This window comes from Bacillus smithii (assembly GCF_001050115.1).
In the GTDB taxonomy this organism is placed as follows: domain Bacteria; phylum Bacillota; class Bacilli; order Bacillales; family DSM-4216; genus Bacillus_O; species Bacillus_O smithii.
In genome coordinates, this window is sequence record NZ_CP012024.1 from 98,448 (window position 1) to 113,186 (window position 14,739).

General features: G+C 45.0%; 8 protein-coding genes and 3 rRNA genes. All 11 read left to right on the plus strand.

The features are described 5' to 3' along the window. Positions 1–38 precede the first annotated feature (38 nt). The 11 genes from BSM4216_RS00475 to ispD all read left to right on the plus strand — a co-directional run bounded on the left by BSM4216_RS00475 (position 39) and on the right by ispD (position 14,737). Positions 39–1,593, plus strand: a 16S ribosomal RNA gene (locus tag BSM4216_RS00475). 260 nt (positions 1,594–1,853) lie between these two features. Beyond that, positions 1,854–4,786, plus strand: a 23S ribosomal RNA gene (locus BSM4216_RS00480). A 76-nt stretch (positions 4,787–4,862) separates the two neighbouring features. After that, a 5S ribosomal RNA gene (gene rrf, locus BSM4216_RS00485) occupies positions 4,863–4,978 on the plus strand. Together the 16S, 23S and 5S rRNA genes form the textbook arrangement of a ribosomal RNA operon. Positions 4,979–5,384: 406 nt before the next feature. Further along, on the plus strand, positions 5,385–5,849 hold the full coding sequence (locus BSM4216_RS00490; protein WP_371836624.1) for a CtsR family transcriptional regulator: 465 nt from the start codon (positions 5,385–5,387) through the stop codon (positions 5,847–5,849). A gap of 16 nt (positions 5,850–5,865) precedes the next feature. Continuing rightward, positions 5,866–6,420, plus strand: a complete 555-nt coding sequence (gene mcsA / locus BSM4216_RS00495) for a protein-arginine kinase activator protein McsA (protein ID WP_003354818.1) — start codon at positions 5,866–5,868, stop codon at positions 6,418–6,420. Further along, a complete protein-coding gene (gene mcsB / locus BSM4216_RS00500; protein WP_048622356.1) occupies positions 6,410–7,480 on the plus strand; it encodes a protein-arginine kinase McsB in 1,071 nt (356 codons plus the stop codon). The genes mcsA and mcsB overlap by 11 nt, the downstream gene beginning before the upstream one ends. Before the next feature lie 15 nt (positions 7,481–7,495). After that, positions 7,496–9,940, plus strand: coding sequence for an ATP-dependent protease ATP-binding subunit ClpC (gene clpC, locus BSM4216_RS00505; protein WP_048622357.1), 2,445 nt, complete (start codon positions 7,496–7,498; stop codon positions 9,938–9,940). A gap of 354 nt (positions 9,941–10,294) precedes the next feature. Continuing rightward, entirely contained in the window at positions 10,295–11,668 is a 1,374-nt protein-coding gene (gene radA, locus BSM4216_RS00510; protein ID WP_048622358.1) for a DNA repair protein RadA, read from the plus strand. 3 nt (positions 11,669–11,671) lie between these two features. Further along, the gene (gene disA / locus BSM4216_RS00515) at positions 11,672–12,739 is read left to right on the plus strand and encodes a DNA integrity scanning diadenylate cyclase DisA (RefSeq protein ID WP_003354814.1); all 1,068 of its coding nucleotides are present in this window, start codon (positions 11,672–11,674) and stop codon (positions 12,737–12,739) included. Between the two features lie 200 nt (positions 12,740–12,939). Continuing rightward, positions 12,940–14,025 (plus strand): PIN/TRAM domain-containing protein, encoded by a 1,086-nt coding sequence (locus tag BSM4216_RS00520; protein ID WP_048624343.1) that lies wholly within the window; start codon positions 12,940–12,942, stop codon positions 14,023–14,025. A 22-nt stretch (positions 14,026–14,047) separates the two neighbouring features. Beyond that, on the plus strand, positions 14,048–14,737 hold the full coding sequence (gene ispD, locus BSM4216_RS00525; protein ID WP_048622359.1) for a 2-C-methyl-D-erythritol 4-phosphate cytidylyltransferase: 690 nt from the start codon (positions 14,048–14,050) through the stop codon (positions 14,735–14,737). The last annotated feature ends 2 nt before the right edge of the window (positions 14,738–14,739 follow it).

Genomic DNA, 14,739 nt, shown 5'->3' on the forward strand with positions numbered 1-14,739 from the left:
AACCAATGTTTCGATAGAAACAAGCCAAGTCAAATTTCTTTTTGGAGAGTTTGATCCTGGCTCAGGACGAACGCTGGCGGCGTGCCTAATACATGCAAGTCGAGCGGACTTTCAAGAAGCTTGCTTTTTGAAAGTTAGCGGCGGACGGGTGAGTAACACGTGGGCAACCTGCCTGCAAGACGGGGATAACTCCGGGAAACCGGGGCTAATACCGGATAATATCTTCCTTCGCATGAAGGAAGGTTGAAAGGCGGCGCAAGCTGCCGCTTGCAGATGGGCCCGCGGCGCATTAGCTAGTTGGTGAGGTAACGGCTCACCAAGGCGACGATGCGTAGCCGACCTGAGAGGGTGATCGGCCACACTGGGACTGAGACACGGCCCAGACTCCTACGGGAGGCAGCAGTAGGGAATCTTCCGCAATGGACGAAAGTCTGACGGAGCAACGCCGCGTGAGCGAAGAAGGTCTTCGGATCGTAAAGCTCTGTTGTCAGGGAAGAACAAGTACCGTTCGAACAGGGCGGTACCTTGACGGTACCTGACCAGAAAGCCACGGCTAACTACGTGCCAGCAGCCGCGGTAATACGTAGGTGGCAAGCGTTGTCCGGAATTATTGGGCGTAAAGCGCGCGCAGGCGGTCTCTTAAGTCTGATGTGAAAGCCCACGGCTCAACCGTGGAGGGTCATTGGAAACTGGGAGACTTGAGTGCAGAAGAGGAGAGCGGAATTCCACGTGTAGCGGTGAAATGCGTAGAGATGTGGAGGAACACCAGTGGCGAAGGCGGCTCTCTGGTCTGTAACTGACGCTGAGGCGCGAAAGCGTGGGGAGCGAACAGGATTAGATACCCTGGTAGTCCACGCCGTAAACGATGAGTGCTAAGTGTTAGAGGGCTTCCACCCTTTAGTGCTGCAGCTAACGCATTAAGCACTCCGCCTGGGGAGTACGGCCGCAAGGCTGAAACTCAAAGGAATTGACGGGGGCCCGCACAAGCGGTGGAGCATGTGGTTTAATTCGAAGCAACGCGAAGAACCTTACCAGGTCTTGACATCCTTCGCTACCTCTAGAGATAGAGGGTTCCCCTTCGGGGGACGGAGTGACAGGTGGTGCATGGTTGTCGTCAGCTCGTGTCGTGAGATGTTGGGTTAAGTCCCGCAACGAGCGCAACCCTTGACCTTAGTTGCCAGCATTCAGTTGGGCACTCTAAGGTGACTGCCGGTGACAAACCGGAGGAAGGTGGGGATGACGTCAAATCATCATGCCCCTTATGACCTGGGCTACACACGTGCTACAATGGATGGTACAAAGGGTCGCGAAACCGCGAGGTGGAGCTAATCCCAAAAAACCATTCTCAGTTCGGATTGCAGGCTGCAACTCGCCTGCATGAAGCCGGAATCGCTAGTAATCGCGGATCAGCATGCCGCGGTGAATACGTTCCCGGGCCTTGTACACACCGCCCGTCACACCACGAGAGTTTGCAACACCCGAAGTCGGTGAGGTAACCCTTACGGGAGCCAGCCGCCGAAGGTGGGGCAGATGATTGGGGTGAAGTCGTAACAAGGTAGCCGTATCGGAAGGTGCGGCTGGATCACCTCCTTTCTAAGGAAGAAGAAAAGCAGAGGCGACTGTTCAGGTGCGACAAGCACAAGACAGCTTGCGAGGAGGTAGTATTTCAACCACCGCAGCAAGATGGATTGTGACCTCGAGCACCTAGGAGCCGGAGCTGGACAGATATCAATTGTACGCTTTCGTTTTGTTCAGTTTTGAAGGATTTCATCCTTCCAAGTTGTTCCTTGAAAACTAGATAGAAAAAAGAAGCAGCATAAACCGAGTATCGCCATCTAGGATAAAACCAACATGGTTAAGTTAGAAAGGGCGCACGGTGGATGCCTTGGCACTAGGAGCCGATGAAGGACGGGACTAACTCCGAAAAGCTCCGGGGAGCTGTACGTAAGCGTTGATCCGGAGATTTCCGAATGGGGAAACCCGCTGCCCGTAATGGGGCAGCATCCTTGCCTGAATCCATAGGGTAAGGAAGGCAACCCGGGGAACTGAAACATCTAAGTACCCGGAGGAAGAGAAAGCAACAGCGATTCCCTGAGTAGCGGCGAGCGAAACGGGAACAGCCCAAACCAGAAGGCTTGCCTTCTGGGGTTGTAGGACACCAATGGTGGAGTCACAAAGGAACGAGGTAGACGAAGAGGTCTGGAAAGGCCCGTCAGAGAAGGTAACAACCCTGTAGTCGAAACTTCGTTCCCTCCCTGGTGGATCCTGAGTACGGCGGGACACGAGGAATCCCGTCGGAAGCTGGGAGGACCATCTCCCAAGGCTAAATACTCCCTAGTGACCGATAGTGAACCAGTACCGTGAGGGAAAGGTGAAAAGCACCCCGGGAGGGGAGTGAAAGAGAACCTGAAACCGTGTGCCTACAAGTAGTCAGAGCCCGTTTACGGGTGATGGCGTGCCTTTTGTAGAATGAACCGGCGAGTTGCGATCTCATGCGAGGTTAAGTCGGAAAGACGGAGCCGCAGCGAAAGCGAGTCTGAACAGGGCGCATGAGTATGGGGTCGCAGACCCGAAACCAGGTGATCTACCCATGTCCAGGGTGAAGGTGAGGTAACACTTACTGGAGGCCCGAACCCACGCACGTTGAAAAGTGCGGGGATGAGGTGTGGGTAGGGGTGAAATTCCAATCGAACTTGGAGATAGCTGGTTCTCTCCGAAATAGCTTTAGGGCTAGCCTCAAGGAAAGAGTCTTGGAGGTAGAGCACTGTTTGGACTAGGGGCCCTCATCGGGTTACCGAATTCAGACAAACTCCGAATGCCAGCGACTTATCCTTGGGAGTCAGACTGCGAGTGATAAGATCCGTGGTCAAAAGGGAAACAGCCCAGACCGCCAGCTAAGGTCCCAAAGTATACGTTAAGTGGAAAAGGATGTGGAATTGCTTAGACAACCAGGATGTTGGCTTAGAAGCAGCCACCATTTAAAGAGTGCGTAATAGCTCACTGGTCGAGTGATTCTGCGCCGAAAATGTACCGGGGCTAAACGTATCACCGAAGCTGCGGGTGGACACCTTCGGGTGTCCGCGGTAGGAGAGCGTTCTAAGGGCAGAGAAGCCAGACCGGAAGGACTGGTGGAGCGCTTAGAAGTGAGAATGCCGGTATGAGTAGCGAAAGAAGGGTGAGAATCCCTTCCACCGAATGCCTAAGGTTTCCTGAGGAAGGCTCGTCCTCTCAGGGTTAGTCGGGACCTAAGCCGAGGCCGACAGGCGTAGGCGATGGACAACAGGTTGATATTCCTGTACCACCTCTTTTCCGTTTGAGCGATGGGGGGACGCAGGAGGATAGGGTAAGCGCACTGCTGGATGTGCGTCCAAGCAGTAAGAGGGGCAGCGAGGCAAATCCCGTTGCCACTAACCTCAAGCTGTGACGGCGAGGGAAATATAGTACCGAAGTTCCTGATTCCACACTGCCAAGAAAAGCCTCTAGCGAGGAAAAAGGTGCCCGTACCGCAAACCGACACAGGTAGGCGAGGAGAGAATCCTAAGGTGTGCGAGAGAACTCTCGTTAAGGAACTCGGCAAAATGACCCCGTAACTTCGGGAGAAGGGGTGCTTTTTGGGGTGCATAGCCCCGAGAAGCCGCAGTGAATAGGCCCAGGCGACTGTTTAGCAAAAACACAGGTCTCTGCGAAGCCGTAAGGCGAAGTATAGGGGCTGACGCCTGCCCGGTGCTGGAAGGTTAAGGGGAGCGCTTAAAGCTTTGCTTGAAGGTGCGAACCGAAGCCCCAGTAAACGGCGGCCGTAACTATAACGGTCCTAAGGTAGCGAAATTCCTTGTCAGGTAAGTTCTGACCCGCACGAAAGGCGTAACGATCTGGGCACTGTCTCAACGAGAGACTCGGTGAAATTATAGTACCTGTGAAGATGCAGGTTACCCGCGACAGGACGGAAAGACCCCGTGGAGCTTTACTGCAGCCTGATATTGAATTTTGGTACAGCTTGTACAGGATAGGTAGGAGCCTTGGAAACCGGAGCGCCAGCTTCGGTGGAGGCGCCGGTGGGATACTACCCTGGCTGTACTGAAATTCTAACCCGCACCCCTGATCGGGGTGGGAGACAGTGTCAGGTGGGCAGTTTGACTGGGGCGGTCGCCTCCTAAAAGGTAACGGAGGCGCCCAAAGGTTCCCTCAGAATGGTTGGAAATCATTCGCAGAGTGCAAAGGCAGAAGGGAGCTTGACTGCGAGACCTACAAGTCGAGCAGGGACGAAAGTCGGGCTTAGTGATCCGGTGGTTCCGTATGGAAGGGCCATCGCTCAACGGATAAAAGCTACCCCGGGGATAACAGGCTTATCTCCCCCAAGAGTCCACATCGACGGGGAGGTTTGGCACCTCGATGTCGGCTCATCGCATCCTGGGGCTGTAGTCGGTCCCAAGGGTTGGGCTGTTCGCCCATTAAAGCGGTACGCGAGCTGGGTTCAGAACGTCGTGAGACAGTTCGGTCCCTATCCGTCGCGGGCGCAGGAAATTTGAGAGGAGCTGTCCTTAGTACGAGAGGACCGGGATGGACGCACCGCTGGTGTACCAGTTGTCTCGCCAGAGGCATCGCTGGGTAGCTATGTGCGGAAGGGATAAGTGCTGAAAGCATCTAAGCATGAAGCCCCCCTCAAGATGAGATTTCCCATTTCTTCGGAAAGTAAGATCCCTGAAAGATGATCAGGTAGATAGGTCCGAGGTGGAAGCGTGGTGACACGTGGAGCTGACGGATACTAATCGATCGAGGACTTAACCAAAAGAAAGCGCGAAATCGGTGAAACTGCTTCTTCTATCTAGTTTTGAAGGAACAATCGTTCCGACAACTTCATACCGTCTGGTGGCGATGGCGAAGAGGTCACACCCGTTCCCATCCCGAACACGGAAGTTAAGCTCTTCAGCGCCGATGGTAGTGAGGGGATTCCCCTTGCGAGAGTAGGACGCTGCCAGGCAGAAAATCCCATTACAATCGTAATGGGTTTTTTTGTGCACCAAGAATGGGAGCAATTTATTTGCGTTAAATTTCATTGAAACGCCGTCTATCGGACAGGAGGGGCTAATCCCCTTTTTTCCTACTCGATTATCGAGCAAAATCTAGTATTTTTTAATTTGTTCTTTTCTTTTTGCGCCAAAAAAGAATAAAATGGCCGAGAATTGTTAACATTATTGATCGTAAGAATAAAATAATTGAAAAGAGAAATGTCGTGAAGGGATTCTTGGCTTTTGCGGCAAGTCGATTTGCAGCATTCATTTTTTTGTTATGAAAAAGCGGATCATACATACTTAAAAATTGCCAAACAAGAGTTATTTCCGTTATAATTAATGTCAAATATAGTCAAAGTCAGAAGAGGAGGAGGCTTGGTGAGAAACATATCGGACATTATTGAAAATTACTTAAAAAAAGTTTTAGAAATGAGCGAAAGTGAAATTGTAGAAATAAAAAGAAGTGAAATTGCCGATAAATTTCAATGTGTCCCTTCTCAAATTAATTATGTGATAAACACAAGATTTACGATTGAAAGAGGCTATTTAGTGGAAAGCAAAAGAGGCGGCGGTGGATATATACGCATCATGAAAGTTCAGACTCATGATCAATCCCACTTAATAGACCAGTTGATTTCCTTAGTCGGGAATCGAATTTCTCAAGCGAACGCCGAACAGATTGTATATAGATTAGTGGAAGAAGAGGTTATTTCCAAAAGGGAAGCCAAAATTATGATCAGTGTTATGGATCGCTCTGTTTTATATATTGATTTGCCGGAGCGGGACGAGTTAAGAGCGAGAATGCTTAAGGCGATGCTTTTAACTTTAAAATTCAAGTAATGGAGAGGTGAATATTGTGATATGCCAGGAATGTCATCTGCGCCCAGCCACTCTTCATTTCACAAAGATCATTAACGGAGAAAAAACAGAATTTCATTTGTGTGAGCATTGTGCAAAAGAAAAAGGGGAATTTTCTTTTTTTGGAGGAAGCCAAGGGTTTTCCATTAACAACCTTCTAGCGGGATTGTTTAACGTTGAGCCTGTTTTTCAAAAGGTAGATCAGAATCCTTTTGTTCAGCCGGATGAATTGCAATGCGACTATTGTCATATGACGTTTCAACAATTTGTGAATACAGGGAAATTTGGCTGTTCGCATTGTTACAAAACGTTTGCGGACCATATAGATTCTATATTAAAACGACTACATGGAGGAAATAATGCTCATCATGGCAAAATCCCTAAACGAAAAGGAGGAGCCCTGCACTTAAAAAAGAAAATTGCCCATTTGAAGCAGCAACTTCAGTCGTTAGTAGCTAAAGAGGAGTTTGAAAAAGCGGCGCAAGTCCGTGATGAAATTCGCTCTCTTGAAAGTCAAATCAATCAAGAGGGAGGAGAAAATCATGTCTCTTGAGAAATTTATTAATCATGCTGTAAGTTCTTGGATGAAAAACGAAGGCCCTCACTCTGACATCGTATTGAGTTCCCGAATCAGGCTGGCTCGGAATTTAGAAAATCATCAATTTCCTACCGTTTTTTCTGGCGATGAGGCGATGAAAGTCGTGCATGAAGTGGGAGAAGCTTTAAAAAGGTTTCCCGGGATGAATGAAAATCCTCTGGAATTGCTGTTAATGAATGAACTGCAGCCGCTTCAAAAAAGAGTGCTTGTAGAAAAGCATCTCATTAGTCCTCTTCTCGCAGAAGGTACCAATTACGGAGCTGTTTTTTTGTCAGAAAATGAAGATATCAGCATTATGGTGAACGAAGAAGATCATATTCGTATACAATGCCTGGCTTCTGGATTACAATTAAAGGAAACTTTAGTTAAAGCCAACCAAATTGATGATTTGATCGAAGAAAAAGTTCCATATGCTTTTGACGAAAAAATCGGCTATCTCACGAGTTGTCCCACAAATGTTGGCACCGGCCTTCGCGCATCCGTCATGGTTCATCTTCCGGCACTTGTCATGACTCAACAAATGAATCAGATCATTCCGGCAATTAATCAATTAGGGCTGGTCGTCCGAGGAATTTATGGTGAAGGAAGCCAATCAGTGGGGAATTTATTCCAAATCTCTAATCAGCTGACATTAGGGAAATCAGAAGAGGAAATCGTTAACGATTTAATAAGCGTTGTTTCCCAAATTATTGATCAAGAAAGATCCGCTAGAGAAGCATTGGTCAAAACAAATCATATACAATTGGAAGACAGGATTTTCCGTTCCTATGGAGTGTTGGCCAATTCGCGTATTATTGAATCAAAAGAAGCAGCTCAATGTCTTTCCGATGTTAGATTAGGTATAGATTTAGGTTATATTAATACTATTTCTAAGAATGTTTTAAATGAATTATTGATTTTAACTCAGCCGGGATTTTTGCAACAGTATGCAGGAGCTTCGCTTCGCCCCGAGGAACGAGATGTACGCAGAGCGACATTGATTCGGGAAAAATTAAGACAGGAACATGGATATTAAAGGAGGAGAAAAGAGATGATGTTTGGGAGATTTACCGAAAGGGCTCAGAAAGTTCTGGCATTAGCTCAAGAAGAGGCAATCCGTCTTGGACACAATAATATCGGAACCGAGCATATTTTATTAGGGTTGGTAAGGGAAGGCGAAGGAATTGCGGCGAAGGCTCTTTACGGTTTAGGTTTGAGCCCTGAAAAAATTCAGAATGAAGTGGAGAATTTAATTGGGAAAGGCCAAGGAGTCGCCCAAACCATTCATTATACGCCAAGGGCTAAAAAAGTAATTGAGCTTTCAATGGATGAAGCCAGAAAACTGGGACATTCTTATGTTGGTACCGAGCATATTTTACTCGGGTTGATCCGAGAAGGCGAAGGTGTTGCAGCCCGCGTATTGAACAATTTAGGAATTAGTTTAAATAAAGCTCGTCAACAAGTGCTGCAGCTTTTAGGAAGCAATGAAACGAATGGGCATGCATCAGGATCGTCCGCCCATGCCAATACGCCGACATTGGATAGCTTGGCTAGAGATTTGACAGCTATTGCTCGCGACGGAAAACTTGATCCTGTGATCGGACGTAGTAAAGAAATTCAACGTGTGATTGAAGTGTTAAGCCGCAGAACGAAAAACAATCCAGTATTGATTGGTGAACCGGGTGTTGGGAAAACAGCCATTGCGGAAGGATTAGCCCAACAAATTGTCAATAATGAAGTGCCGGAAACTCTTCGTGATAAACGAGTTATGACATTGGATATGGGGACCGTTGTAGCTGGAACGAAATATCGAGGAGAATTTGAAGACCGTTTGAAAAAAGTCATGGATGAAATCCGGCAAGCTGGAAATATTATTTTGTTTATCGACGAGCTTCATACTTTGATCGGTGCGGGAGGAGCAGAAGGCGCCATTGACGCATCCAATATATTGAAGCCGGCATTGGCAAGAGGCGAGTTGCAATGCATTGGAGCAACAACATTAGATGAATATCGCAAATATATCGAAAAAGATGCTGCTTTGGAAAGACGCTTTCAGCCTATTCAAGTAGATGAACCGACCATTGAAGAATCGATTCAAATTTTAAAAGGGCTAAGAGATCGCTACGAAGCACATCACCGTGTATCCATTACAGATGAGGCGATTGAAGCGGCGGTTAAATTATCGGATCGTTATATTTCGGATCGTTTCTTGCCGGATAAAGCGATTGACCTTATTGATGAAGCAGGCTCGAAAGTAAGATTACGCTCCTTTACCACTCCTCCGAATTTAAAAGAACTGGAGCAAAAACTTGAAGAAATTAGAAAAGAAAAAGATGCAGCTGTACAAAGCCAAGAATTTGAAAAAGCAGCTTCTTTAAGAGACGCTGAGCAAAAATTGCGCGAGCAGTTGGAAGAAACGAAAAAATCTTGGAAAGAAAAACAAGGAAAAGAAAACAGCGAAGTGACGGTTGAAGATATTGCGACAGTTGTTTCCAGCTGGACAGGAATTCCTGTTTCCAAATTGGCACAAACTGAAACAGAAAGATTGTTAAATCTTGAAGAAATTCTACATTCGCGGGTCATTGGCCAGGAAGAAGCTGTAAAAGCGGTGGCTAAAGCTGTTCGTCGTGCACGGGCAGGATTAAAAGATCCAAAACGTCCAATCGGCTCCTTTATTTTCCTCGGACCGACCGGAGTTGGGAAAACAGAGCTGGCTAGAGCATTGGCGGAAGCTATGTTTGGCGATGAAGATGCTATGATCCGAATCGATATGTCAGAATACATGGAGAAACATTCGACTTCCCGTTTAGTTGGCTCTCCTCCTGGTTATGTCGGATTTGAGGAAGGCGGACAATTGACAGAAAAGGTTAGACGCAAGCCGTATTCTGTTATATTGCTAGACGAAATTGAAAAAGCGCATCCGGATGTTTTCAACATTCTTCTTCAAGTATTAGAAGATGGCCGTTTAACTGATTCAAAAGGTAGAACGGTTGACTTCCGGAATACAGTTCTGATAATGACGTCCAATGTGGGCGCTGAAGCGTTGAAGAAAAACAAGTATGTTGGATTTAATATTCAGGACGGCGAGCAGGAATTTAAAGATATGAAAGGGAAAGTGCTGGAAGAACTCAAAAGAGCATTTCGTCCTGAATTTTTAAATCGAATTGACGAAATTATTGTGTTCCATTCGTTGGAAAAAGATCAATTGAAACAGATTGTTTCGTTAATGTCTGATCAATTAACCAAACGTTTGAAAGAGCAGCATATTGAGCTTGAACTGACCGATAAAGCAAAAGAGAAAATTGCCGAAGAAGGATACGATCCTGAATATGGAGCTCGTCCGTTGCGTCGGGCGATCCAGAAACATATTGAAGATCGGCTGTCGGAAGAACTTTTAAAAGGCAATATCCATCCAGGACAAAATGTCGTGATTGACGTGGAAAATAACGAATTCGTAGTAAAAACAAAACAACCGTCAATTGGAGTAATGGAATGACATCTAAAAAGTACCCTATCCCGATTCTGGAAGAATTCGGATCTAAAGCCGTTATAACCTCCCTTTGATGCCCGGAGATATCGAAAGTTATTTGGCTTCGTTAAAGTTATCAGTTAGCAGGTCAGGGAGTTATCAGGCTTTTGAATAAAGGACCTTTTCCCAAGGAAATTTGAGGATGATGTCTGTCCAGGGGGAAATCAACAAGAGGTACGCGTATGATAAGCATCCGTGTACCTCTTTTTTATCTTGGATTGTTATAATAATCTCACACATCTGTAAGGCAAATTCCAGAGAATATGAATTGTTTCACATGAATGTTCAAATGTGTTCATAATATAAAGGAAGAGGATCCATATGGTAAAGAAAAAAACAAAATTTATTTGTCAATCATGCGGATATGAATCGCCGAAATGGATGGGGAGATGTCCCGGATGCGGGGAATGGAACCAAATGGTGGAAGAAGTGGATATGACGGGGCGACAAAAGAAAACATTTATTCATTCCGAATCTTCGCGGATTTCGAAGCCATCACCGCTCATTACAGTACAATCAACGGAAGAGCCTAGAACGACAACCAATATGAAAGAATTCAACCGTGTTTTAGGCGGAGGAATCGTCGCCGGCTCTCTTGTTTTAATCGGAGGAGATCCGGGTATCGGAAAGTCGACATTGTTGCTGCAAATTTCCAGCCAGCTAGCGAGCGGGGGCCATAAAGTTTTATATATATCCGGAGAAGAATCGGCGAAACAAATCAAACTGCGTGCGGATCGCTTGAATGTGGATTCTAGCAATCTCTATATCTATTCAGAAACCAATTTGGAATTAATAAACCTTGCGATCGATCAATTAAATCCGGAATTTGTCATCATTGATTCGATTCAAACTGTCTACCACCCTGAAGTTACTTCCGCCCCGGGCAGCGTTTCCCAAGTGCGGGAAAGTACGGCCGAATTCATGAGAATGGCGAAGGTCCAAGGAATGGCTATCTTTATTGTAGGGCACGTAACGAAAGAAGGCTCGATTGCCGGTCCTAGAATTTTGGAGCATATGGTTGATACAGTTCTTTATTTCGAAGGGGAGCGGCATCATTCTTACCGCATTTTAAGAGCGGTTAAAAATCGCTTTGGTTCTACAAATGAGATGGGAATTTTTGAAATGAAAGAAACCGGACTCATAGAGGTGGAAAATCCGTCGGAAATCTTTTTGGAGGAGCGTGCGCAAAGTGCATCGGGGTCAACGGTAGTTGCTTCTATGGAAGGGACACGCCCCGTGTTGGTTGAGATACAGGCATTGATAGCACCGACCAGTTTTAATTATCCGCGTCGAATGGCCACAGGGATCGATCATAATAGAGTGTCTCTTTTAATGGCGGTATTGGAAAAAAGGGTCGGCCTTCTTCTTCAAAATCAAGATGCTTATTTAAAAGTGGCTGGGGGAGTCAAGCTTGATGAACCTGCCATTGATTTAGCGGTTGCTGTCAGCATTGTGTCCAGTTTCCGCGACAAGCCGACACGATCAACAGATTGTATAATTGGAGAAGTAGGATTAACCGGTGAAGTCAGAAGGGTAACGAGAATTGAACAGCGAGTGCGAGAAGCAGAAAAGCTGGGATTTTCCCGTGTCATTATTCCGGCCCATAATCTTGGTGGTTGGAATACTCCAGGGAAAATAGAGGTGATTGGAGTTTCAACAGTAGAAGAAGCATTGGAGTATGCGTTGGGAGGATAGAGAATGGAGGATAAAAAGGAGAAAACCATCTCAGATATTCTAAAATTAGTGGCTCCTGGAACACCTATTCGTGAAGGGATAGACAATGTTTTAAGAGCCAAAACGGGCGGCCTAATTGTCATGGGCTACAATGAGAAAGTGAAAGAATTGGTGGATGGCGGCTTTTATATAGATTGTGATTTCACACCGAGCAATTTATATGAATTGGCCAAAATGGATGGAGCGATTATTTTGAATGAAACGGGTACGAAAGTCATTTTAGCGAATGCCCATCTTGCTCCTGATTCGTCCATTCCTTCATCGGAAACGGGGATGCGCCATCGGACGGCTGAGAGAGTCGCCAGGCAAACGAATTCATTAGTCATTGCGATTTCACAAAGAAGAAATGTCATTACTTTATATCAGGGAAAGTTCCGTTACGCGCTAAAAGACATTGGAGTCATTTTGACTAAAGCGAATCAAGCCATACAAACTTTGGAAAAATATAAAATGGTCCTCGATCAAGCCATTGCCAATTTGACCATGCTGGAATTTGAGGAATTGGTTACATATAGCGATGTTTTGCAAGTTCTCCATAAAATTGAAATGGTTCTGCGGATTAAAAAAGAATTGTTGGCTTATTTAAACGAGCTTGGTGTGGAGGGGCGTCTGATACAACTGCAGATGAATGAATTGCTGTCTGACATGGAAGACGAAGCCATGCTGATTATTCGCGACTATTCAAAAGACCGTCAAGTTAAACCGTTTGAAGTGCTCTCCAAATTTCAAGAGTTGGTGACGAATGAACTGCTGGATGATTCGGTTTTATTAAAGCTTCTTGGTTTTTCGGGCCACGTTCCGATCGAAGAAGGAATATGTCCCAGAGGCTATCGCGCTTTAAGAAAAATTCCGCGCCTTCCTATCGTCATCATCGAAAATTTAATTTCAAAGTTTAAATGGCTGCCGGAAATTGTGAAAGCGGATGTCGATAAACTGGATGACGTAGAAGGGATTGGAGAAGTGCGGGCGCGAAAAATAAAAGAAGGATTAAAGTTAATAAAGGATCAAATGTTAGCTGATCGTCAATTATAGAGAGAGGCATTCATTTAAATTGACAGTTGCATTGTAGGATGTTACTCTCAAGTTACTAAGATTTTCCTTAATTTAGCCGGCGAATTTTTCAAATGTAAAGAAAATTTTTCATCTATGTTATAATAAAAAATTATTCTCTTTGCAAAGGTTATAATAAAAGAAAAGTGTTTATAATGGTAAAGAGGAGGTGAATGTTGTACATGCTAAGACGTATTGTGCAAGCCATTTTTATCATTTTGGGTGGAACATTAGGTCTGTTTGTTTTGCCGGAATTATTTCATTTATTGAAATTGCCTGAGGCAAGATTATTGTACAATCCATACACAACTACTGTTTTAGGAGCCATTATATTTTATTTATTGACTTTCTGGGCTGTGGATTATGTTGTGAATTTTGTAAAATGGATCGAAGACCGGTTGGTTAAAATGCCGGTTGTGGATATGATATCAGGATGTGTTGGGCTGATTGTGGGGTTGATTGTCGCTTATTTATTAGGGATCCCGCTCAACAAAATTGAAATTCCCATCATTAATACAGTTGCCCCGATTTTTTTGACTTTGCTTTTAGGGTATTTAGGTTTTCAAGTGGGTTTTAAGAAAAGAGATGAAATCAAAGCATTATTTACGTCGAATAGAGTAAGCAGAAGAAAGGAAAGCGAGCCTGAATCGCCTGAACGGAAAACATTTAAAATTTTGGATACGAGTGTCATCATTGATGGCAGAATTGCGGATATTTGCCAGACTGGATTTTTGGAAGGTGTGATCGTGATCCCTCAATTTGTTCTCGAAGAGCTTCAGCATATCGCGGACTCGTCCGATGCGTTAAAAAGAAATCGGGGGCGGAGAGGCCTTGATATTTTAAATCGAATTCAAAAAGAACTTCCCATTGAAGTTCAAATTTACGAAGGAGATTTTGAAGACATCCAAGAGGTGGACAGCAAGCTTGTAAAACTAGCAAAAGTAATGAACGGAGTCGTTGTGACAAATGATTATAATTTGAACAAAGTTTGCGAATTCCAAAAAGTTCCGGTTTTAAATATCAATGATTTAGCGAATGCTGTGAAACCGATTGTCCTTCCGGGAGAGGAAATAAATGTTCAAGTCATTAAAGATGGAAAAGAACATAATCAAGGTGTCGCCTATTTAGATGATGGAACAATGATTGTTGTGGAAGAAGGAAAAGATTTTATCGGAAAACAAATTGACGTTCTCGTCACAAGCGTATTACAAACTTCTGCAGGACGAATGATATTTGCTAAGCCAAAATTGTTAGAAAAAGCATTATAAGCGATAATGGAGTTGGATGAGTATGAATTATCAGGTAGTAATCCCGGCAGCTGGGCAAGGGAAGCGGATGAAAGCTAAAAAGAACAAATTATTGATGGAATTGCGCGGCTTGCCAGTGATTATTCATACTTTAAAGGTTTTTGAAAGTGATCCTTGGTGTGAAGGGATTATCTTAGTAGCCAAACAACAAGAAAAAGATATCTTTTTAACTTTGGTGAAACAATACAGAATTACGAAAGTTCAGTCTATCACTACGGGCGGGCGAGAGCGTCAGCACAGTGTTCAAAAAGGATTGAAAATGTTAAAAAATTGCAACGTGGTACTTGTCCATGATGGAGCCCGTCCTTTTATCACGATAAAGGTGATTCATAAACTCGTTGATCAGTTAACGGAATTTCCTGCCGCAATTGCAGCTGTTCCCGTGAAAGATACGATCAAAAAAGGGACGGGTGGTTTGGTAACGGAAACGATTGATCGCTCAAGCTTGTGGTCAGTACAAACGCCACAAGCTTTTCGTGTGCCCGTATTGTTAAAAGCGCACAATGCTGCGGAGCGTGACTCTTTTTTAGGGACGGACGATTCCTCTTTAGTTGAAAGGCTTGGGATTCCTGTTCAAATTGTAGAGGGGGATTATGATAATATTAAATTGACGACGCCAGAAGATTTACTGTTTGCTGAGGCTATTTTAAACAAACGTATGAATGAACAATGAAA

Bases quoted from the DNA above. Each gene is read 5' to 3' on its own strand.
- disA (WP_003354814.1), top strand. From the start codon at position 11,672: ATGGAGGATAAAAAGGAGAAAACCATCTCAGATATTCTAAAATTAGTG.
- clpC (WP_048622357.1), top strand. From the start codon at position 7,496: ATGATGTTTGGGAGATTTACCGAAAGGGCTCAGAAAGTTCTGGCATTA.
- mcsB (WP_048622356.1), top strand. From the start codon at position 6,410: ATGTCTCTTGAGAAATTTATTAATCATGCTGTAAGTTCTTGGATGAAA.
- BSM4216_RS00520 (WP_048624343.1), top strand. From the start codon at position 12,940: ATGCTAAGACGTATTGTGCAAGCCATTTTTATCATTTTGGGTGGAACA.
- radA (WP_048622358.1), top strand. From the start codon at position 10,295: ATGGTAAAGAAAAAAACAAAATTTATTTGTCAATCATGCGGATATGAA.
- ispD (WP_048622359.1), top strand. From the start codon at position 14,048: ATGAATTATCAGGTAGTAATCCCGGCAGCTGGGCAAGGGAAGCGGATG.